Raw genomic sequence first — 21,282 nt, forward strand, 5'->3', positions numbered from 1 at the left:
GCCGTCATTACATGAAGCGGATGATGTAGTAGGCGGCCATGTTGCGTGGGCGTGTTTCATACGCGCTCACGCGCCCGGTGACAGGGTCGCTGGTCTGCTGGGTTGTCGGGGGCAGATTCTGGGCCATCGCAGCGTTGCCGGATACGGCGCTGCCGGTGGCTTCGCTGTAGTCATGCTGGTGCGCCTGCAGGGCATCCCACTGCAACGAGCCGACACCGGCATAGCCGGGGCTGCCATCGGGGTGCCGGCGCTGGTCCAGGTCCGGATCCACGCCCGCGCCAGCGTCGACACCGCGGACGAAGGTGCCGCGCAGATCGGGCAGGTTGAAGAGGCCGCGACCGAAGTCGCCGCCATACAGGATGCCCAGCACGGCGTAGAGCTGCGGGTAGTTGACGATGAGCAGCTCGCGACCGTCGCAGACCATCCAGCCCATCGCCTCCAGCAGGGCACGCACCTGGTTGCCATCGCTGCCCGCAGGAACGGTGGGGGCAGCGGGGCTGCCGGTGGGCCATGCGGGGTTGGGTTGATCGGAAACCTGGTTGACGTCACCGAGGTACAGGCAGACGCTGCCGATGGGCTGGGATGTGTTCATGGTTCCTCCGCAAAGTGGGGCAGGGCGTCGCCGTCCTGCAGGACGCTGATATCGGTGGGCACCATCTGCTGCCAGGCCTCCCGGGTAGGCGCCAGCGTGGGCGTGGCAGACACTGTCTTGAGGTCGTCCACCAGGTCCAGGTAACGCAGTGTTGGCGGCGCGCTCGCTGGCTCGGCGTCCAGCGTGGCCTCGAAGCTGGGCACCAGTGCATCGTCGCCAAGCCACATCATTCCGGTTGCCAGGAAGTAGAGCAGGGCATTCTCGTGGCCCGGCGCCACCGGCAGCAGGACCCGTGCGTGCGCGGCCTGCAGGAACGGGGTCAAGCCGGGATCGTCCGGGTCGAGTGCGGGCGCCGCCTCCGGATCGTCGATCAGGGTATAGGTCAGCTCCGGCCATTCCAGCGCCTGGTCCAGCCACAGCTGCAGCGCAGGCGCCAGGCGGGCATCGAGCGCATCGGCCCCGGTGCGCCGCTGGCACAGGGCAAACAGCCCGCGCAGCCCGGCGCGTTGTAGTTCAAGGCGAACGGTGCGCTGCTGCGCCTGGCCATCGGGATGACGCCGCGGTGACGCACCGGCGGCATCGAGATAGCGGAGCAGGTCGCGTCGATACGCCTCCATCAGGCGATTGTAGAGGCGTGATTTCCACGCCGCGAGCAGGCCCGGCGCGCAGGTCAGGCGTACATCGATGTTCAATCCGTAGATGGGCAGAGGCGTGGCTGCTGGCGTTGGATCGTCCAGCGCACCGGCAGGCGCGACCAGTACGATGCCGATCGGCAGCGCGCCGGTCTGGCCGCCCAGGGTGACGTCGACCTTGGCCGCGTCGATATCACCGTGCACCGTGAAGTCGGCCGTGCCGATGTTGCCGCGCACGCTCCAGCCGGGGCTGGCACTGGCCAGCGCGATGCTGGCCGAGACCGCCTGATAGCCCGGCGGCAGTGGCAGCTGCTGGCTCAGCAGTGGCGTGCCGGTCTCGAACACCGCGCAGGCGTGTGCCTCGGGCGCGGGCGGAAGTTCGCTGAGGTCCACGCCATAGCGCGCCGACAGCGCGGCGTAGTAGCAGGGATTGTCCGGGTCCAGCGACAGGTCATCGAACTGGCGCAGACCCAGTTGCGCGGGCGCCAGCGGCTGCGCCAGGTCGACCCCGTACTGATCACGACGTGCGCGCACCAGCCGCTCGCCCGGCCGCGGAACGCGATACTCAAGCATCAGCCGATGACCGACGGAGACCACCCAACAGCGGTAGCGGGCGTTGAGCCAGCGGTAGACCCCGCGTTGGTTGTCCGCACGGCCGCGACGATCGAAGCACTGCGACACTTCATTGCGGCGGGTGTGCCGGTGACGCTGCAGCCGCTGCTCCCCCAGCTGCGTGGTGACGCGCTGTGCAGCGCGCTGGACGATCCGACGCGCCAGCGTGCCGCTGTCGGTGCGGGTATCGCGGGTCGGGTTGGTATCCACCGGCATCAGTGTGTAGCTGCCGTCCTGCTGGCACTGGGCAGGGGGGCCATAGGTGGTGGAATAGTCCAGCTTGAACTGCTCACGCAGCGCGTTGTGTACTTCCGACTCGAGCGTGCTGCCGACACCGTTGCGCTCCTCGAGGTAGGAGTTGGCCTGGTCCGCCTGATCCGTGCGCTCGCTCTGCGCATCGACGCGCTCATGCCGGGCGCGGACCTTGCGCTCATCGGCCATCACACTCTCGATATGGCTGACTTCACCCAGTATGTAGCCCAGCAGGCGGCGCTTGACGAGCTGAAGTTCGCCGATGGCATAGGGCTGAATCGATATCGCCGACGGATCCACCACCTCGACCGGGCCGGCCGCAGGAAGTGGGAATACAGGGGTGGGCAACAGCAACGTGGCGGCCAGGCCATCACGCAACCGTTCTGGCGGCCAGCGATTTTCCAGACCCGGCGCGGTATCCCCTGCAAGGCGGCGCAACAGTGTCGCGGCCTGGATCGCGCGGGTGAGCGCGTCGCGTTGGCGGCGGTCGTAGCCGAGCACGCAGTTCAACGCGAACACGTTCTGCCACGCCCGATCAAGGGTCTGGGCAAACGCTGCCGAGGCCATGATCTCCGTGATGATCGGCCACGGCTGGCCCCACACCCGCACGATCAGGTCGATCAGACCCTCACGGCTCGGCAAAGGCATCGTCGCGGCGACCAGTGTGAAACGCTCCAGTGCGACGAACTCGGCGCCGAGTGCGGCCACGGTGGGCGCGTATTGGCCGGTGTACGGCGCATCGTCCTGCACGAACAGCACCGCCTGTTCCAGCATGTGGCTACGGGCGCTGTCGCCGCTGGGCAGCAGCGCGGCCAACTGGCAGTAGAGGCGCGGATCGTCTGTGGCACAGGCCGCGATGTAGGCGATGAAGTTGTCTTCCAATGCCCGTGTCGATGCGCCAGGCCATGCCCGCAGCTGGATGTAGGGGAACAGGTCGCCGGCTTCTTCGACCAGGGCCTGTTCCACTTCGCCTGCGACCTGCTCCGGTGGTGGCGCCGGGGGGGCCGCTTCGCCGAGAACCTGCGGCGACGCGCTTCCACCGGGATAGCGAAGCTGGTCCAACACCAAGGCTGCGCGGGTGACATCAAAGTGCAGTTGGCCGGCGACGCGCTGGTTGGGCGAGGTTTCGGTGCGGGCGTCGAACACCAGCGTCGGATCGCCCGATGCCAGGTGCTTGCGTGCGATCAACTGCCCCTGCCAGAACACATCCACGTCGCAGGCCAGGGCATCAGCGGCGAAGACCCAGCCGATGCGTACGGGGCCCTGTTCGAACACCCCGGGGGTGTCAGGGCTGGGAATGTCCATGCGCGGCCCCCTCGAACGGCCCTGCAATCCGTGCCGTTTCGGTATAGCCGCCGGGATAGCCGGTGTCCACCAGCCATAGCTCAATGGCACCGTCGGGGGTGGTGCGCCGCTCGATCTGGCCCCAGAGAATCCGGCTGCTGGGATATTCATCCCAAAGCGAGAACCTCAGTCGCGGGGCATCGCTGCTCAGGATCCTGCGGGCGATGAGGTTGCCGGGCTGCAGGGTATAAAGGGCCCGATCGATCAACATCAGGGCCACGTCGAACGCACCCTCCACCGGGTCACTCCAATAGATCTCGATACTGGCGTCGGGCGAGGGTGCCCAGATGTTGCTGGGCAGGGGCGGTGATGCCGCGGGCAGATCAGACGTCGAGGCTGCAGTGGTCATGATGAGGCTCCTTGGTAAGGAGCGGGACGGGCCGGAGCCCGTCCCGCGGCGGATCAGGCCTTGGCCAGCGAGTAACCCGTCCACATCGAGCCGGTGACGATCAGCGAATCGCCTTCCAGCACTTCGGCCTGGGTCAGGCTGATCTCTTCCTGGACCAGGCGCTGGCCCTTGTAGGTGAACTGCGAGACCACCGCGACGTACATGCTCGTACGCACGTCCTCCATGAACAGCCCGCCCGGCCAGATGATCTGCGGCTCATAGATGGCATCGTGGCCGCGCAGGATGGAGGCTTCCACGCCGATGCTGAAGTTGTTGACCACCCGCACTTCGTTGAGCACCAGGTCGGTGAAGCTCTGGTTGATCACCGCGCCGTTGGAGCGACGGTCCTGCGAGGCGACGCTGTCGATGGTGAACGCGGCGGAGGTCTCGGCGAAGGTGGCCGGTTTGGCCGAGGTGTCCATGTTGTCGGGGCGCTTGGGATCGTTGGAGTAACGCACCTGCAGGCCGAAATCAGCCGGAATCTGGATGACCGAGTTACCACCCGGCGGCGGTGCGGCGATCTGCCAGGCAATCGTGGCCAGGGTGGGGTTGCTCACCGGCTTCTGGAACACGGCCAGTCGAACGGTTTCGCCGGTTTCGTTGATCAGAGTGATGGTCGACATGAAGGACTTCCTTGAGGTTGATGGTTGATGGATGAGACGCGACGTGCGCCTCACCCACCCCGTACTCACAATCCGTGCCAAGTCCGCAGAGCCTGCCGCAGCAGGGGCTGGCGCGCAATCGGGAAGATTCCGACCGGGGGCTGACACGTCGGCTGACATGTCCGGCATGTCAATACACAGTGCCTATCGGCTTCGGGTACGATCCGGTAACAGCCAGGGAAGGGGGCAGGGACCGGTGTCGCGACGCACAGCTGACAGGGAGGCCACGTTGTCCGCGCCGATCGAGGCGATGGCGGCACAGGCCGACGCAACGCTCGGATTCACGGTGCTCTGGCACCCGCGTCGCCGCCGCATTGGCGAGCAGGCAGCGCTGATCTTTGAACGGGGCGTGGCGGTGTTGAACCGGAATACGCCGGACTTCTTCGCTGCCGGCAGTGACATCGGCGAGGCGCTGGAGCATCAGGGCGTTTCGCGGCAATCGCTGCGCTTCCACGCGCGCGATGACGGCGGTGTGCTGTTGAGCCTGCCCGCATCGACCATGCGTTGCGAAATCGATGGCGTGCTGCTTGGCGACGACGTGCGCGAAACACCGATTGCATTCGACCCGGCTCGGCTTCGCCGCGGGGTGGTGCTTCGGTTGGGCGGCAGTGTGCTGCTGTGCCTGGGCCATATCGGCGTGGGGGGCGCAGGGCAGGGGGAAAGTGCCTTGGTCGGGGTGAGTGCGGCAATGCGGCGGGTACGCGCTGCGATCGCCCAGGTCGCGGCGACCGACATGCCAACCTTGATCCTGGGTGAAACCGGCACCGGCAAGGAGCTGGTCGCGCAGGCGATCCACGCCGCCAGTGCGCGCTCGCACCGGATGCTGGTGAGCGTGAACATGGCCACCTTGAATGAGTCGCTCGCAGCGGCGGATCTGTTCGGCGCGAACAAGGGCGCCTACACCGGTGCACAGGTGGCACGCGAAGGCTATTTCGCAGAGGCCAACGGCGGCACGCTGTTCCTGGATGAGATTGGTGATACGCCCGCCACGGTGCAACCGATGCTGTTGCGGGCGCTGGAAACCGGTGAATACCGTGCACTGGGAAGTGCGCGCAGCGAGCGCGCCGACGTGCGCCTGGTGGCGGCCACCGACCGCGACCTGTCCACGCCCGGCTTCAACCAGCCGCTGCTGCGCCGCCTGGAGGCGTTCGTGATTGCGATGCCCTCGTTGCGTGAGCGCCGCGAGGACATCGGCGTGCTGATCGTGCAGCTGCTGCAGCGCTGGCAGGGGGGCGAAGCGGCGCCGGTGGAATTGCCAGGATCGGTGATCCAGGCGCTGTGCCTGTACGACTGGCCGGGCAACGTACGCCAGTTGGCCCATGTGCTGCGGCGACTCACCTTGGCGGCGCAGGTGCAGGAATGGCCGGACATGCAGACCTTGCTGCCGACAACCCTGCCTGCGCGTCCCGCGGCGGTGGAGGCAGGGCAGGGAACGTCTGCCGCACCTGCGGTGCGCTATCGGTCACCGTCGCGGGTGGGCGAGGGCGATGTGATTGCCGCGCTCGAGGCGCATCAATGGTGCGTGCGCAAGGCCGCCGAGCATCTTTCCGTGTCGCGTGCGTCCTTCTACGTCCTGCTGGAGGCATCGCCGACGATACGCCGCGCAGATGATATTCCGCTGGATGAAATCAGCCGCGCGGTGGCGCAGGCACCTGACGACCCAAATCATTGGGCCTCGCAACTGCGCACGCCGCGCGAATCGCTGCGCCGACGCGTGCGCCAGCTGGGCCTGGCCAGGCGCATCTAGTCCAGGTATTGCGCAGGGCGAAGCGGTGGGCACAAGGCACGCCGATCACTTGGCATGGAACGTGCGTTTACCCCTCGTGACAGCCATCCGGCCTGTCTCAACCTAACGAGGGTTACCCAATGACACGCATCGACTTCGTCGGTCGCGGGCTGCTGTTGTCCGCGATTCTCACGCTGGCAGCCTGCAGCACCCGCACCATCAAACCCACACCGCCACTGTTGATTGGTGCACCCGTCGTCAACGTGGTGGATCCTGGCAAGCTGATCGTGCATACCCTGCCGATCGGCGCGGGAAACTGCCAGATTGCCCAGTGCCCTTCGGGTAACCGCCTGGTGGTGATGGACTGCGGCTCCAAAGGCGCCGGCACCCAGGACTGGGACCGCAGCAAGGTGAGGAAGTACGTCGACACGCTCATCGACAGCAAGAGCGAGATCACGGTAAGCGTCAGTCATCCGGATGAGGATCACTACAACTACATTGCTTCCGTGTTTGCCGGCATGCCGGTGAAGCAGCTGTACCTGGGGGGTGCCTGGGGCCAGTACAACAGCACCTTCCAGGACTGGGTCCACGCGCAGATGGTCAATAGCACGATGCAGGTCACTCTGTACCCGAGCTTCTATGCCTCCACCCATCCCGAGCCAGGCCTGAGCTGCTGGGAGCCGCAGCAGGGCGGAAGCAGCATGCAGGTGGCCAGCTATATCCTCGGCGTCAACGCGGGCACGACGAAGAACGATGGAAGCATGGTCGTGGCGATGCGCTATGGAAAATTCGCCACGACCTTTACCGGCGACATGACCCAGGAGACCGAGAATAAACTGCAGCTACCCTCACAGCTCGGCAGCTTCAAGGCCAATCTGCTGACCGGCGCACACCACGGCGCCTCCAGCCAGGGCAGCAATTCAGCGACCTGGGCCCATGCCACCAGCCCTGATTTCGTGGTCTTCAGTGCCGGACTTCGCTACAGCCATCCGCGCTGCGAATCGGTGGACCGCTACACCACCGTGGGTGCAGCTCTGCCCGAGCATGACTATTACTGCGGGGTTACCGGAGCAGGCGAAACCCGTAGGACCAAGAACAACATCCTGGTGACCGATTCCAATGGATTGATCGTGATCGAAGCCGACGCCCAAGGCGCCATGAAGGTGCTCCCCGTGGTGTTCTGAACCACGCAGCGGCAAGCTGAAGGAGGCGACTGCTCACGGGCAGTCGCCTCTGTGCTGCTACTGGATATCGCCGTACGAGCAGCCCACGATCACCCAGCCCGGCGAGTAGCTCAGGTCTACCAGGACGCGGGCATTGCGGTCTTCGCCCAGCGCCTTGCGGTAGTCCATGCCTTTCCAACCGTAGGTCTCTTCCATGGCGGCCTGGTCCGGGCGCGGTGACATCCCGCCGATGCGATCCACGATCGCCTTGCCACGGCTCAGCTCCTGCCCCTGCGGCACCTTGAAGGCCAGGTGCATCTCGGTGGTGCTGGACATGTTCACCAGGTCGGATGTTTCGCCCCAGGCGGATATCGGCTTTTCGCTCTTCCACAGGCTGAGTGCCGAATCGCCAGCGGCGTCGGTGTGGGCGAAATCAGATACTTCCTCGGCGTTGATCCTTGCAACGAAATCCGCGACCTGGGCGGCGCTCAGCTTGCATTCCAGCAGGCGAGACAGGGTGGATGCGGTGCTGTCCTGCGCCGATGCGGCGACGGGGAAGAGCAGGGCGAGCAGGGCACAGGCAACGACGGTTCGGGTGGACATGGTGCCTCGATGATTTGGGGTGAACAGGGAAGGGCGCGCAGCCGCTGTTGTGAGCGCAGTCTACGCCGGTAGACGCATGGCAAATAGACCCGAGATACCTTGGTGTCCGGCGAGGTGATGGACATGGACGGGCGCTCTGCGATCATGGCCGCACCTTCGTCTGCGCATGAGCTGGCATGGACAACGCGATCATCTACGTCTGTGGAATTCACAGCCTGTCCATGGCGATCTTCCACATGGCTTTCTGGAGGCTGTTCCGTTGGCGCGAGGAACTCGCGAAGCTCGGGCCGGCGACCCGGGCAATTACCCAGATACTCAACCTTCGCCTGATTCAGGTCTTTCTGGGGGTAGCTGCCGCTTGCTTTGTGTTGCCGCAACAACTGCTGGGCACGGTGCTTGGCCAGTCCTTGTTGGGTTTCATGGCGCTGTTCTGGTTGGCGCGGCTGGTGGAGCAGATTGTCTTTCTGCGCATTCGGCATTGGATGGTGCATCTGCTAAGCGCGATGTTTGCACTTGGCGCCATTGGCTTTCTTGCCGCCTTGCTGCTGGCCCTTTGAAAGTGCATGCCGTCTGCCGATCACCGGCATACCTCCTTAAACAGACGTGCGAAGTTGCCGCCCAGGATCTTCTCGATGCGTCAGCAGGCCGATGTAGCACCCCAGTCGGGCCGCCCTGCGTTTTAACATAATATACATTATGCGAAATGGCGTATCCGTCGATTCGTTGGGTCCGCATGGCGATGGTTCGGCCTTTGGATTGGCCCCAACAGCTGTTCGTCAGCAGACAATTCTGCCCCGTTGAGGCAGAGATTCTGGTTCGCAAGGCAGACATTCTTGGGCCGCCGCAAGCCGCCGCAGAAATTTCTGGGTGCTAGTTGTCTGGTTGAACAAAGTTCCGCCCTTGGATCGCCTGGGTGCGCCGGGTTCAAATGCAGCCATCTCGCCCGCAGAGTGCAGCCATCCAGCCCTCAGTCTGCGTTAGATCTGGGGCTTCTACGGTTAAATTTCCTGCAAATTCTCTCGATCTGGGGACTAAAATTGTAGTGCCACATCGTCTTGGTCTTCCTAGTGGGCAATGCAATGAATTCCCTGTCTACCTTGCAACAGATGATCATCGTCGCCGGCGTCTTTGTAGCGCTTGTTGTTTCCATTACCGTGGCGGCAGTTCGGCTAGCCAACCGCCAAAATGCAGCAGAAGCCCGAGACCTGGCTGGAGGAAAGTGCCCTTGTTGTGGCAAATCTCTTGATGGCTGATGTTTCAAGTAGCGAGCCTCTAGCCTTCAAAACGTCTGACGCTCGCAGGTATTGATGGTAAGCCCGGGAACGTTCCCAGAGGCAGCTACTAGAGCGAACGTGCCCTCAAAAGTGCCGTCAATAGTGTTCCTAATTAATGGCCTTGGCTGAGATCTACGCAAGCCCGCGTTCCTAGTTTGTGGCCTTGGATGAGCTCTTCTTAGCTCGCTGCTTGGGACTTGTCTTCCGCGGACCGGAAGTCACCTGGCTTCGTCTAAGGGCAGCCTCTATATCGGCCGGCAAGTTCTGGAGCTTGGCCAGTTGCTCTTCTAGCGCTGCAGATCGGCCACGCTGATTGTCCACCATCTGTAGTGCTGCCGCAGTAGCTGAGTGTGCCTTTTCGAGGCTACCCCGCATCTCTGCTTCAATCGATGCATGTCTTTTCAAGGCGCTGGCTAGCTGCGCCTGCAACACCTTGCTCTCTTGTCTAGCGCGATCAAGATCACCCAATGCGCGGTTTTCGACAGATCTGACGTGCGCAGCCAGACTCTCGCGCTCAGATCTCGCTGATTTCTCAGTCTCTTGGAGCCTGTCGTAGAGCGCCTGGCGTGAGTCCTCCACTTGCTCAATCCGCTGAATAGCGGCGGTTCGTTGCTCGGCCAGTTCCGCAGCCTGCAGCTGAAGCTGATCGACCAATCGCTGCAATTCGGTGGCCCGGGCGCATGCGAGGCGTTCCGCAGCAACTGCCGCCTCTGACCTCGCAAGGATAGCGCTCATCTCACCTGCAAGCGCCTTGGACCGGATAAGAAGCTCCTCTTGCTTGAGTGCAAGGTCCTCGCGCACCTCGGAGAACTCAGCAAGGACCGCCTCACGCGCATGTTCTAGCGCTAGCGCCCACCATTGCCCGGCAAGCTTGCCCACCACAGCCGGAGCGTCTTTCACGCCTGGACTCTCAGGGTGCAACCGACTTCCGAGGCTTTGCCACCAGGTCTCCAGCAAGCGGGTTACCGTGTTCGGGGATCCCGTACCTAGGTGCGCCCGAACGCGCTCCACCGTCGGGCGCTCGCCCTTTGCGACAAGCGCGTCAGCGGCGCTGTGCACGTCCAGTTCCGTGATTCCGCGAGCCATTGAGCTATCTCCTGTGCGGGCGCCCTGCCCCGTTGATTCCGTACTGGTGATAAGTGATGATTATCGCTAGTACAGTCCCTATTTCATATCGTACATTATGTACTATGAAGAAAAATTCCACCTTTCCGGCTGCGGCTCCGAATACCTCGAGCCTGGTATTGCCCGAGCAACTCGCTCAAAAGGCTGCCGACGCTGTCCGCGAGCTGCTCGCCGAAGCCGCAGCCGCGAACACTACTCGCAGCTATGCGACCGCTTTGCGCTACTGGGCTGGATGGCACCAAGCGCGTTTCGGCATTGAGCTGGCTCTGCCGGCCAGTGAGGCAGCCGTAATCCAGTTCCTGGTCGACCACATCCAGCGCAAAGGCAAATCAGGTCTGGTTTCGGAGCTGCCGTCAGGCATTGACCAGGCTCTTGTTGCTGCGGGTCTTAAGGCCAAGATTGGTCCTTTGAAGCTCTCGACGGTCACCCAACGGGTCGCGGTTCTGTCCACGGCGCATCGGCTCAAGCGTCTCGACAACCCTTGCGAGCTGCCCAGTGTGCGCATGCTGTTGAGCCGGGGACGCCGGGCAGCGGTAAAGCGAGGCGAGCGCCCGACTAAAAAGACTGCGATCACGCGAACCGAACTCGAGGCTATGTTGGCAACTTGCGACAGCAGCCTTGAGGGTATCCGTGACCGCGCCCTCCTCTGCTTTGGGTTTGCCAGTGGCGGCCGCCGGCGCAGCGAGATCGCCGCTGCTGACACGCGGGATCTGCGGAGGACTGGCGACAGCGGCTACATCTATCGGCTGGAGTTCTCAAAGACACAGCAGGCGGGAGTCACGGTGGATTCGACGCCGGACAAGCCAATCCTTGGACGCAGCGCCGAGGCGCTCGCCACGTGGCTGAAGGCCGCGCGAATCGATGAGGGGGCAATCTTCCGGCGGATCTGGAAGGGACGGGTCGGCCCTGCCCTATTCCCCGGCTCAGTGGCTACCATCGTGAAGCGCCGGGCTAGGTTGGCGGGCTTGGACGGGGACTTTGGGGCGCACAGCTTGCGCTCCGGCTTCGTGACCGAGGCAGGCAAGCAAGGTGTGTCGCTACCGGCTGTGATGGCGATGACCGAACACCGGTCGGTGGCGAGCGTGATCGGGTACTTCCAAGCCGGAGCAGCGGAAGACAACCCAGCTGCTCGCCTATTGAAGTGATGACGGCTTTAGGCCATCAGCAAGCACTGACAACAGGCTTGGCCGATGGCTCAGGATCGGCTGGATCTTTCCAATGTCCGCCAGAGCGCAGTGACCCCAATACTTGGGCTCCGGCCCATAAGGTCCTGCTGCGCGCCGACGAAGGAATGAACTAAGCTCTTTTCAGCTTTTAGGGGAACGGGGTCGCTATGAGCTCATGAATCATGTTCGCAGCGGGCCACCTGCAGCCTTTTAAGGCTGCGCGATTCCTCCGAGAGCGAAGCTCTTTGGAATGGGAGGAATAGCCAACCTATCTGGGAAAAGAAGTGCTGAGCTTGCCCAATGAGTTGACCATCCGCTGGACGGTGGCAATCTCAAAATCCTCACCGTCTCCGTCGTGAGTGCCTTTGTTCAAGTAGCGCCACGGTAGTTGCAATAGCTCGGTGAGAGCTTCTTGCCGCTTAGCCCATGCCTCCCCAGGGAGGCGCGCTTGTTCAATACCAGTGGCGACGGCCTTAGACAAGCCGTCCACCAGATTCCTGAGCTCAGGCTCGCCAGTAGGGCCGCGTAGGAGAAGATTGAGCTGGCCTAGGTCAGCGTCCCGATTGGTCAAAGACTTCCACGTCTTGGCCGTGAGGTTCTCCAATGCTTGCCGGCTTGATGCCAGAGCCTGGCGCTCGTCGTTATTTTCCAAGCGTTCGATAGCTCGTCGCAGATAGTGCCGATCTGTGCCCCCGAACACACGGGGTTGATGATCACCGTCATGATGCTTGAGTATGTAAAGCGCTGAGGCGCCTTGGTCCAACCTCTGTTGGACCTGATTGATGAACTCGTTGCCATGACAGGTAATGACCATCTGCTTCTCACGCAGACGCGCATCGCCGAAAAGCGTGTCGCGGATGCCTTCGCGGTGGTCGTGATCGATAGCATTCACCGCGTCATCGAAGACCAGCAGCGGCAAGTTCAGCTTGATGTTCTTGGCCAACAAGATGGCCAAGCCCAAGCAGCGCAAATGTCCTTCACTCAAGACAGCCAAGGCATCGTGGTTCTTTTCAGGTGTGCCAGCGAAAGAGACCATGATTCGCTCGCCGCCGCGTTGTGGAAGCATCAGGTCTGCCAAGATGTCGTTCGCGTGGTCTTGAGGGTTGAAGCTGTTGTAAAGCTCCTTGGTGGTATCGCTCAAGTCCGCAAGCAAGCCAGCTGGCAACCCATCGCGATACGCCCTTATTGCAGTTAGGTAGTGCTCATAGCTCACCTGGATACGCACCTCGAGCTCTAGGGCCTTGGCTTCTGCTTCCACTTCCGCAATCAGTTCAGCGTTGGCCTCAGCGAACCCGTCAATCTTGGCTTGCTCTTCCACAACGTGCGCATCATGAAGCCGCCTGCGGGTGCGCAGTTCCTCAACCTGCTCTCTCATTTCTTCTAGCTGCTCAACTTCCACTTGAAGGAGCGCTCTTTGGTTCTGCCGGTGACGGATACCTACATCACGATCTTCCAGTTCCCGGATGTTTCGCAACACTGCCCGCCAGGTGGCTGGCGTCATCAGTGCAGTGGTCCAGACAGGCACCTCTTCTCCCTGCTCAATCCATTGCACCAGGTCCGCCATATCGTCACCGGTGAATGGCCTGAATCTATGGGCAGTTTTCAGTTGGTCGCGAAGCCACTTTGAGACCCGCGTGCACTTTCCAGCAAGGTCTCGCTGCTCTTGTTGGAGTTGAGCCAAGTCGCGCAACAGCTCAATGCCAGTTACTGCCTTCTCAAAGGGGTTGCGGGTGACATTGTCCAGCGGTGTTTCGCACGCGGGGCATGCGGCGTGCTCACCTTGGAGGGCGTGCACTGCTCGATAGAGCTCGAGGAAGGACACCTGCTCCGCTCTGCCCGCCAGATTGGCTGCACTCTGAGTGCGGTTTTTTAGATGCGACCGCAGAGACCTTCTGAGCATGGCCACGCCACTGGCGTCAGCTTCAGACAATGCGGGCAACTGCTCTTGTAATGCAGCATGGATTTGTTGCAAGCGCCCATCTTGCCCATGGAGTCCCAACCGTTCTAGAAGTAGAGCCCACGTCAATCCAGCCTCGAAACCATGCGCCAGCGCTTCTTGCTCCTCATTGAGCACTTGAAGCGCAGCACCGTTTCCCTTGATCTTCTGCCTTGCCGTCTCCAAAGCTGCATTTTTGAGAGCCAGCTCGCCGGCCTTGGGCGTCGCCAGGCGAAGCCTGCTGTCGAGGTCACCGGTGAAGTTCCCCACAAAGCTGTTGAAGCCATCCAAGCCGAACAACGCAGCAATAAGCGCGCTCGCCTGTGCGGGTGGCCGTGCGGCTAGGCGTGCGAAGCCTTCAATGCGGTTCTTTTCGATGATGGTGAAGCGCAGTAGCTCTGGATTGGGTTCCACGAGCACGCCATCGTCTGCGCCTGCAGACCACAGCCGCGGAGCGACGTGCTCACCAGCATGAAAGTTGTTGAAGTAGCCGTCCAAGTCCTCAATGCGCTTGGCGGTGGCCTCCTCGACATAGCCCAGCAGGGCGAACTCGATGGCTTCGCACAAGCTGCTTTTGCCACTGCCATTGGGCCCCAGGAACAAGACAATGTTCTTGGATAAGTCGAACTGCTCTTCCCGTCGGAAGCCCCGGAAGGGGCCAACTGAGAGCTTCTTCAGTCGCGTCCAAGGAAGCGGCGCTGCCGCCCCGTTTGCAGGGGTCTCTTCGATGACATCCGTGGTGCCTGCGAGATCTCGCCGAATGATTGGCGTGAGCGTGGTTGCACGCTGCCCGCCGTTGTTTACGGTGGGAATGATGGTGTCCAGGTTCGCATGCACAATCTTGGCAATGCGCCTGGCGTCTTCACTTGCTTGAGCGTCTCGCAGCCACTGCAAGAAACGTCCATATTCCTCATGCACAGCTGCCATCGACCAATGCCCCCTAGTGAATCCAAATACAAGCACGCGCTACGAGGGACCTGCCCAAGTCGCACCCCTGATGCTAGCCCTTGACCAAACGCAAGTTAGCCCTTCCCGCAGCGGGCTCAGCCATTCTCGGCGCACCACCCTTCAATGCATTGAGCATCAGCCCAAACGTAAGCTCGTTAATCTCGTCAGAAAAGATCGCTAGCTGTTGGGCAACGTCCGCTTTCGACAAGCCTTCTTCGCGAAGTGCACCGAATACCTTTTCAAGCACTAATGACTTCTCGTGCGGCACGCCGTCAGGCTCCGACTTGCGGTAGCCCGCTTGCGCCAGCTGGATGCAAAGCGTGCGATAGGTCCAGTCAGTTGTCAGGCCAAGGGCATGCATCCGGTAGTTCAGCGCTGCCACGGACACTGCCCAGTGCTTCTTGTGCCGGATGAGACTCGATAGCGTCGGGGCACGCGGCGCCATGGCAAGCACGCTCGCCCGCGGCATGAGGAAAGCGGACGCGAAGGCATTTGCCTCGCGCTCCAGGTCGGGACCATGGGGCTGGGCATGTTGGTGCAGCACCAAGTGGCCCAGCTCATGCGCGGCATCAAACCGGCAGTGTTCGGCTGACTTGAACGTATTGAGGAACACGTAGGGCCGGCCGCCACTCCACATCGAAAAGGCATCCACTTCCCTAGCATCGATTGCAAGGGAATAAACCCGGATGCCCTTGGATTCCAGCAGGGCAATCATGTTCTTGACCGGCAACTCGCCGATACCCCAATGAGCGCGCAGCATTTCTGCCGCCGTCTCCGGGGTCTGGGAAGAAGACGATGTCGGATAGGCTTCTGGCTCTTGAGCGTGCTTGTGCACGCTAACGGGGCGACTGTCCCCGCCCTCGCGCCCCAAATCTGGAACGTCCGGGTCTGGCAGGTCGAACCGCGCCTCAATCCATTCGTTCAACAGCAGGGCAACAGCGCCCGCACCAAGCGCGGTGTCGCGCTGGCTGGCGGTCATCTTCGAAAGCGAACGGAAGCTCGCCACATCAGGGTGAGGAACTTCCGGGTCCACCCCAAAGAAAAAGGCTTCGGGGAACCGAAGCGCTTCTGAAAGTTTTCTAAGCGTATTGGCCTCTGGTTCTTGGGAGCCCGTCTCGTAGTTGGAGACGGATTTTTCTGTTACCCCAATTTTTTCGGCCAACTCACGCTTCTTCATCCCTCGCCGTTTGCGGGCGAGGGTAAGCCGTAGAGCATTAAACATAGCAGCCTCGTCACGCTTTTCGGCGGATCTCAATGTCGATGTCAGGACCACCCGGCTGGAGGATTTCCACCAGGTCATCGTCAAACGAAATGCTACCGAGCACGATGCGTTCCGACCATGACGTGATCTTGCCGTCATTACCGATTTCAGCCGGCAATGACAGTTCAAAGCGGATCTCACCCTTCGACGTATCCGTGTGGTGCATCAATATCCACGTCTGGTTGCCCTCGGCGTCGTCCTTGATTTCTTGCATGAACTCTTCGAAGAGCACCATCTGACGATTCGCCTCGATGGCCTCAACGGTGTTGCGGCCCTTCTTCGAACGGTTCGACGGATGGGCATACGGGTTGCCCGTCCCCTCGTCGCCCGAGGCCACCGCGATAGCCAGGTTCAACGGCTCGTTCACGGTCACCGGGAAGCTGCCGACATCCTGTCGGATCCAGTCCAGCGGCCTCAGCTGGTCCCTCAGGGCGGCAACTACCTCGCCCCACATGACCAAACCCGGGAAGTTACGGGGGTGGTTCAAGGTCAACCGGGTGCGCTGCAGGTGCCCCTGATAGATGGCTTCGCGGAGCGCCCCCTCGGTAACCCCCAACTGTTCCAGGCGGCTGGCGATTTCTTCTGGAGCGTCGTAAAGGATGTTCAGGAGCATCGGCGGCCTGCCTCAGCGGGGGACTTCCGATAATCCTCCCTCATTTGAGGTGGGAAAACAAGAAGTTTGCGCTGCGCGCTGATCAGCACCCTGCCATGCTCCTCCAGCAACTCACGCATTCACCCGCCAAGTAGGCCCAATTCTGGCCAGTACGGCATCGCCAGTTGCATCACAAGCATATGATATTAAACGCTTTTACACCTTTGGCCTATCCAATCTCAAGCCACACCAATCTCAAGCCACACGAACTGCCTTGTGCGCACAACGCGTCCCTCTCTCTTGAGCCAAGTGTTCTTGCCTCGGTTCACCACCGGTAGACTTGTCCCGTAGTGCCACAGGGGGATTGCATGGGGATCGTCGCTGAGTTCGCTCGTTACAAGGCCACGCTGGTTAACCACTTCTGGGCCGTTTCTGCCCTTACGGATACCGAACTGGTCGCCAGCCTTTGGGAGCACCGCATCAAGGTCGTGGACGGCCAATGGGTCTACCAGGACCACTTATCCCGGGGGAGGGGCAACGGCAGCAAGCTCATGGGCGAGCACTTGGCCGAGGCCGTGGCCGAAGGCCGGCCCGTGCGCATCGTCAAGGCCACCACCGACAACGTGCCTCTGATCGAGGGCGGCGGACACGGCTCGAAGGCCAACAACACCTTCAAGGCGCGGCCTGAGTGGGTGGGCAAAGTGACAGCGTTCGATGGGGACAACTTCACCATCGTTTTCGACAAGGTATGCCCATGAATGTAGAGCCTCACACAGCGCTGAAACTTCTCAGGGCGTTCTCCCGAATCGAGTTTGCCCTCAAGGAAATTCCGGAGTTCGTTAATGGTGCCGTCGGGGAGACGCCGGCCGCGCAATGGTCAGCGTTCTACGTCCATGTGCGCCGGCACATTCAGAATCAACTGTCACAGGAAAACAAGGACCTTCTGTTGGGTACCGGCCCCAATGACCCGCCCCCGATGAAAATGCAGGTCTGCGCACAGCGCCGTATCGAGTTCGTGGATGCCCCATTGGGTGACGGGCCTGAGGGCGATCGTTTGATGGATGCTGCTCTCCGGGTGCGCAACAACCTCGTGCATGGCGGCAAGGAGCATGCTCGGCAACAGCGATACCCAAGCCATGACGATAAGCTGGCACGCGCCGCCATCGATGTCATGTTTTTGGCCATGGCATCGCATCCCGAAGTGTCCCAGCTCGCCTTTTACGACTGATGGCGGCGCTCGACCTGTCCCAACCTGCTACGTGGGCTGGCGAGCTGCGCGAGGTCCTCAATGCGTTGCGCCCGGTGTTCCGTTCGTGGGAGTTGGACCTACCAGACCGCGCCGCGCCCGCGTTCGATGCAGCTATTCGCACGCTTGGCGAAGCTCTCATGCCGCATGCCCTACGTGGTTACCACTTCACCCGCTTGACCGAAGAAGAAGCGGTGCACATTCGCGAAAACGGGCTGGAGGTGCTGAGCTCCGGGTTGCTGAAAAGACGCATTGCGGCCCAAGTCACGCGAGGCAAGCTTGCCGAAGAGCACGCGCAGCGTTTGCTTGCGAACAATCAGGTGCGCGATAACAACCGGTCCGGCAAGGCGTGGTTCTGCTTTTACCCGGCGCACGAAGTCCGAGAGTACGGCGTTCGCTCCCTGCTCGGACACTGGGGCGGTGAAGCACTCTACAACTTCAACGCCGAAGACCCGGAGCTCGGCCCTGTTCTTAAATCCATGGGAAGCCCTGCACTCGTTGAAGCGGTAGTGCCCGTGGCGTTCCTTTCCACGACGAATGGCCTGGCGATAGCCGTAGCACGACTTGACCTGATTCACCAAGGCATCAGGTCAAGTGAGTATCCGGACAAGTTTGAGGACTACTCCACACAAACCTTGGAAGCCTCCCTGGTGCGTCGCGTTGTGCTCCATCCTGGCAGCGAGTTCCTTGAGCTCACCCAGTGCCAGCAATGGTATGAGCCGTTGACCTAGGACCAAGGCGGATCATCAGCCCCACAGCCTGGCCGCCATCGAAGTCGTGCCAGTGTCGGCAACGATAAGGTGATCGAGCACCCGGCAGTCGATGCGAGGGTGGATCTTGACTACGGCCAGACCGCGTTCCGGGACCGTCTCGTGAGCCGTTGCCATGACGCGCCGATGGAGCACGTCTTCTCTTTCGATCCGGTACGCCTTGTCGGATAGCCTCTGCTAGGCGCGCAAGATAGTTACCGCAGTTCAAGACTTTAGGCCCAGCCGACCCCCGATAATCTTCCGAATCTTTGCTACGCTCAGCACCAACTTTAGGGTGGACGGTGTTGGCATGGGAAGAGAGGATTGGTTGCTGGCTGAGAGCATAGCGAAAGAGCTTGAACGTGCCGAGGCGGCACTTGACGAGGTTGACAATCTACAAAGGGTCGGTGCCGCCAATAATGATGATCCGGAGGATGATCGCTACCAGACTGCTGAGCAAACGATGGCCTACTATATTGACCGCGCGTACCGCTCAATTGCAGCCCTTTCTGAACGTCTGGGAATTACTACCATCGCCAAGGAGGTCGTTGCAGCGCGGGCAGACAAGGACTTCCTTTCGGGGACCGATCGTTCTAACGAGGGCGACATTCATAGCGCGGCGCTCTCAAAGGCCCAAAGTTGCTTTGATCCGCTCAAGGCGTTGACCTCCGCACGTGCCGTCACGGCCCAGGACGTACTCCGAACAATCCTACAAAGCTCGGGTAAGATCGCCGCTGCTCGCGGCACTCCCCCAAAGAATGAGGCGGACGTTCGGAATGCTGTGCTTGAAGTTTGTGAGTTCGCTTTCAATGACGCGATGCGTGAGACGCCCGTTGCCAAGCGGCTGACGGGATATCGAATTGACCTGACGGTGCGATCACTTCGCTCGGCTGTCGAGTTCAAATTCATCGACAAAAAGTCCGAAATGAGGACGGCTATTGAAGGTGTCTATGCAGATATGAAAGGCTATCGGCATCCAGACTGGGATAGCTTCTACAGCGTCTTCTACATGACATCGCCATTCTATACTCAGGCAGAAGTGGACGAGGAGTTCCGCTACGTCGATGCTGATAAAAGCTGGGAGCCAATCGTAGTCCAAGGCCCGGGGGGGCGAAAGCCAAGGGTGGCGAAAGCTTGATCTTCGCGCCTAGTAGCCACGGATCGGAGGTTGGCAACGGTACATGGCGGTGTGGTTCTTCCGCCTCACCTGGCGTGGTGTAGATTCCGCCGGTTGTGCTGACGGCAGCGACACCGTTTTCAGCCAGGAACAGACATCCGAAAACACGGGGGGGGGGCACACAAGGCGGGCGGATGTCGGGACTTGGCTACTCCGGCCAGCTGCTGCGAGGTCAACTGTAGTGGCTGTGGGTGGCTCGACAAAGTCTGCTCCGAGCTGAAGCCGCCCTCCCCTACCCCCGGTAAACCCGGCTAATCCCCCGCATTGTCGACATCTGGTCTTGGTCTGGAACACACGTTGGCCATGGCTCTGAAGCCTTGCTTTGAGGCTTCTGATATATGCTCAGGTCATTAAGTGCACGGGAATAGATCCCGCGTCGTCGCGACGACGGGCAACCTGAGGACTGTTATGGCGTCGATGCAACAACAACGATTGGCCGACCTGCTGCTGGGCCCGCGCGAAGATCTCGATTGCGAGATCAAGAACTGGCTCGACCTCGTTAATTCGACCGATGCCAAGGCCACGTTTGCCAAGGCTGTGCTGGCGCTCGCCAACCACGGTGGTGGCTTTTTAGTCTTCGGGCTAGCTCAAACCACGACCGGTTTCACCGAAGCCCCAAATCGCCCTGCCAAGCTGGACAGCTACGATCAGGACCTGATCAACGGCATCGTTGCGAACTACTGTGACCCCGCGCTGCACTGCAGCGTTCATTTCGTCACCGCTCCGGATGGTGCCCTGCATCCAATCGTGACTGTCCCGGGAGGCCATCGCATGCCCGTGCGGGCCAAGCGGGCCAGCCCCGACAACAAAACGGTACAGAACAACGCGATCTACATACGCCGGCCAGGGCCCCGCAGCGAGACACCACAGACATCCCAGGACTGGGACACGCTACTAGCACGGTGCCAAAATAATCGCCGCGACGAGCTGTTCGACCAGATCCGCGGCTTGATCGCCGGCGCCGTGCCGTCGGCGCCGCCGGCACCCGAGCCCGACCGCTTGGGCGAGTGGATAGAGCGCTGCCGCGCTCGGTGGTCGCAGCTAGTTGACTCGGTGCCCGCCGACACCGGTCCGCGCATGCCGCACGGGCGCTACAGCACCGGCTACGAGATCATCGGCGACAGCAAACCAGTCACGCTCGGCCAACTTCCAGACGTGTTGCGCACCAGCCTCGTCCGCCATACCGGGTGGCCCCCGTTTTGGCTTCCCACCCGACCAGGGATTGCGCCCTACGCGATGGACGGCGCCATCGAATGCTGGATCGGAGGCGATACGGAGAATCCGCCCGAGCAACGCGACGTCGCGCACGCCGACTTCTGGCGCATCGACCCCTCTGGCTTAGCATATCTCATACGTGGGTACCAGGAAGATGCTCTTGGCGATCGACAAGGCCGCACGAACTTTCCGCCGTCCGCCGCCTTCGATCTAGTCATTCCCGTGTGGCGCGTTGGTGAAGCACTGCTTCACGCGGAACGGCTTGCCGCCAATCTGTTCAACGGGCCGACAACAATCAAGTTCACCGTGACCTACGAGGGCCTGGCGGGCCGGACCCTCGTGGCACTGGACGGGAGCCGCTTGCTCTTTGAAGGCCGGACCGCTCATCAGGACCAGATAACGCTGACTACGCACGTTGATGCGCAGTCCATCGGGTCCAACCTGCCCGAGATTGTGCAGCCGTTGTTGGAACCTCTCTACTCCCTGTTCGACTTCTTCGTACTGCCTGCCAGCCTGGTGACTGAAGAACTGGCGCGCATGCGCTCGGGGCGCAGCTGATGCGCCTTCACCAGCGCGCCGTGTGATTTGCAAGAGACCTGATCCCAGAGCCCTGCCGAGG

The 21,282-nt window shown here is 61.5% G+C and carries 19 protein-coding genes; 10 read left to right on the plus strand and 9 right to left on the minus strand.

Features of this window, described 5'->3' with window-relative positions:
* Window positions 1–7: 7 nt before the first annotated feature.
* The 4 genes from AC3IPM_RS09845 to AC3IPM_RS09860 are packed head-to-tail and all read right to left on the minus strand — an operon-like array spanning window position 8 to window position 4,443.
* On the minus strand, window positions 8–592 hold the full coding sequence (locus AC3IPM_RS09845; RefSeq protein WP_489303913.1) for a phage tail protein: 585 nt from the start codon (window positions 590–592) through the stop codon (window positions 8–10).
* On the minus strand, window positions 589–3,393 hold the full coding sequence (locus tag AC3IPM_RS09850) for a hypothetical protein (RefSeq protein ID WP_489303915.1): 2,805 nt from the start codon (window positions 3,391–3,393) through the stop codon (window positions 589–591). Before AC3IPM_RS09850 ends, AC3IPM_RS09845 begins: the two co-directional genes overlap by 4 nt.
* Entirely contained in the window at window positions 3,374–3,781 is a 408-nt protein-coding gene (locus AC3IPM_RS09855) for a hypothetical protein (RefSeq protein ID WP_489303917.1), read from the minus strand. The genes AC3IPM_RS09850 and AC3IPM_RS09855 overlap by 20 nt, the downstream gene beginning before the upstream one ends.
* 53 nt (window positions 3,782–3,834) lie before the next feature.
* Complete coding sequence (locus AC3IPM_RS09860; protein WP_489303919.1) at window positions 3,835–4,443, minus strand: hypothetical protein; 609 nt, start codon at window positions 4,441–4,443, stop codon at window positions 3,835–3,837.
* 43 nt (window positions 4,444–4,486) lie between these two features.
* Here AC3IPM_RS09860 and AC3IPM_RS09865 point away from each other — a divergent pair, with 43 nt between their 5' ends.
* Together AC3IPM_RS09865 and AC3IPM_RS09870 are read left to right on the plus strand one after the other, a co-directional pair.
* On the plus strand, window positions 4,487–6,229 hold the full coding sequence (locus tag AC3IPM_RS09865; RefSeq protein WP_489303921.1) for a sigma 54-interacting transcriptional regulator: 1,743 nt from the start codon (window positions 4,487–4,489) through the stop codon (window positions 6,227–6,229).
* Window positions 6,230–6,348: 119 nt separating this feature from the next.
* A complete protein-coding gene (locus AC3IPM_RS09870; RefSeq protein WP_489303923.1) occupies window positions 6,349–7,392 on the plus strand; it encodes a ComEC/Rec2 family competence protein in 1,044 nt (347 codons plus the stop codon).
* 57 nt (window positions 7,393–7,449) lie between these two features.
* On the opposite strand, the gene AC3IPM_RS09875 is transcribed toward AC3IPM_RS09870, so the two are convergent.
* Complete coding sequence (locus tag AC3IPM_RS09875) at window positions 7,450–7,974, minus strand: hypothetical protein (RefSeq protein WP_489303925.1); 525 nt, start codon at window positions 7,972–7,974, stop codon at window positions 7,450–7,452.
* A gap of 176 nt (window positions 7,975–8,150) precedes the next feature.
* On the opposite strand from AC3IPM_RS09875, the gene AC3IPM_RS09880 reads away from it, so the two are divergent.
* Window positions 8,151–8,531 (plus strand): hypothetical protein, encoded by a 381-nt coding sequence (locus AC3IPM_RS09880; protein WP_489303927.1) that lies wholly within the window; start codon window positions 8,151–8,153, stop codon window positions 8,529–8,531.
* Between the two features lie 522 nt (window positions 8,532–9,053).
* Window positions 9,054–9,227: a hypothetical protein gene (locus AC3IPM_RS09885; RefSeq protein ID WP_489303929.1), complete on the plus strand. Its 174-nt coding sequence runs from the start codon at window positions 9,054–9,056 to the stop codon at window positions 9,225–9,227.
* Window positions 9,228–9,398: 171 nt separating this feature from the next.
* On the opposite strand, the gene AC3IPM_RS09890 is transcribed toward AC3IPM_RS09885, so the two are convergent.
* Complete coding sequence (locus AC3IPM_RS09890) at window positions 9,399–10,334, minus strand: DNA-binding protein (protein WP_489303931.1); 936 nt, start codon at window positions 10,332–10,334, stop codon at window positions 9,399–9,401.
* 104 nt (window positions 10,335–10,438) lie between these two features.
* Between AC3IPM_RS09890 and AC3IPM_RS09895 the strand changes: the two genes are divergently transcribed.
* Window positions 10,439–11,518 (plus strand): site-specific integrase, encoded by a 1,080-nt coding sequence (locus AC3IPM_RS09895; RefSeq protein ID WP_489303933.1) that lies wholly within the window; start codon window positions 10,439–10,441, stop codon window positions 11,516–11,518.
* A 289-nt stretch (window positions 11,519–11,807) separates the two neighbouring features.
* On the opposite strand, the gene AC3IPM_RS09900 is transcribed toward AC3IPM_RS09895, so the two are convergent.
* From AC3IPM_RS09900 to AC3IPM_RS09910, 3 genes are all read right to left on the minus strand, one after another.
* Window positions 11,808–14,402, minus strand: coding sequence for an AAA family ATPase (locus tag AC3IPM_RS09900; protein ID WP_489303935.1), 2,595 nt, complete (start codon window positions 14,400–14,402; stop codon window positions 11,808–11,810).
* Window positions 14,403–14,475: 73 nt separating this feature from the next.
* On the minus strand, window positions 14,476–15,645 hold the full coding sequence (locus AC3IPM_RS09905) for a helix-turn-helix domain-containing protein (RefSeq protein ID WP_489304083.1): 1,170 nt from the start codon (window positions 15,643–15,645) through the stop codon (window positions 14,476–14,478).
* Between the two features lie 10 nt (window positions 15,646–15,655).
* Window positions 15,656–16,297: a hypothetical protein gene (locus tag AC3IPM_RS09910; RefSeq protein ID WP_489303937.1), complete on the minus strand. Its 642-nt coding sequence runs from the start codon at window positions 16,295–16,297 to the stop codon at window positions 15,656–15,658.
* Between the two features lie 347 nt (window positions 16,298–16,644).
* Between AC3IPM_RS09910 and AC3IPM_RS09915 the strand changes: the two genes are divergently transcribed.
* From AC3IPM_RS09915 to AC3IPM_RS09935, 5 genes are all read left to right on the plus strand, one after another.
* On the plus strand, window positions 16,645–17,034 hold the full coding sequence (locus tag AC3IPM_RS09915; RefSeq protein WP_489303939.1) for a hypothetical protein: 390 nt from the start codon (window positions 16,645–16,647) through the stop codon (window positions 17,032–17,034).
* A complete protein-coding gene (locus tag AC3IPM_RS09920) occupies window positions 17,031–17,504 on the plus strand; it encodes a hypothetical protein (RefSeq protein ID WP_489303941.1) in 474 nt (157 codons plus the stop codon). The genes AC3IPM_RS09915 and AC3IPM_RS09920 overlap by 4 nt, the downstream gene beginning before the upstream one ends.
* A complete protein-coding gene (locus tag AC3IPM_RS09925; protein ID WP_489303943.1) occupies window positions 17,504–18,253 on the plus strand; it encodes a hypothetical protein in 750 nt (249 codons plus the stop codon). Before AC3IPM_RS09920 ends, AC3IPM_RS09925 begins: the two co-directional genes overlap by 1 nt.
* A gap of 328 nt (window positions 18,254–18,581) precedes the next feature.
* A complete protein-coding gene (locus tag AC3IPM_RS09930; protein WP_489303945.1) occupies window positions 18,582–19,409 on the plus strand; it encodes a PD-(D/E)XK nuclease domain-containing protein in 828 nt (275 codons plus the stop codon).
* A gap of 447 nt (window positions 19,410–19,856) precedes the next feature.
* On the plus strand, window positions 19,857–21,221 hold the full coding sequence (locus AC3IPM_RS09935; protein ID WP_489303946.1) for an AlbA family DNA-binding domain-containing protein: 1,365 nt from the start codon (window positions 19,857–19,859) through the stop codon (window positions 21,219–21,221).
* Window positions 21,222–21,282: the final 61 nt, after the last annotated feature.

The organism is Stenotrophomonas sp. GL_111 (genome assembly GCF_057835245.1).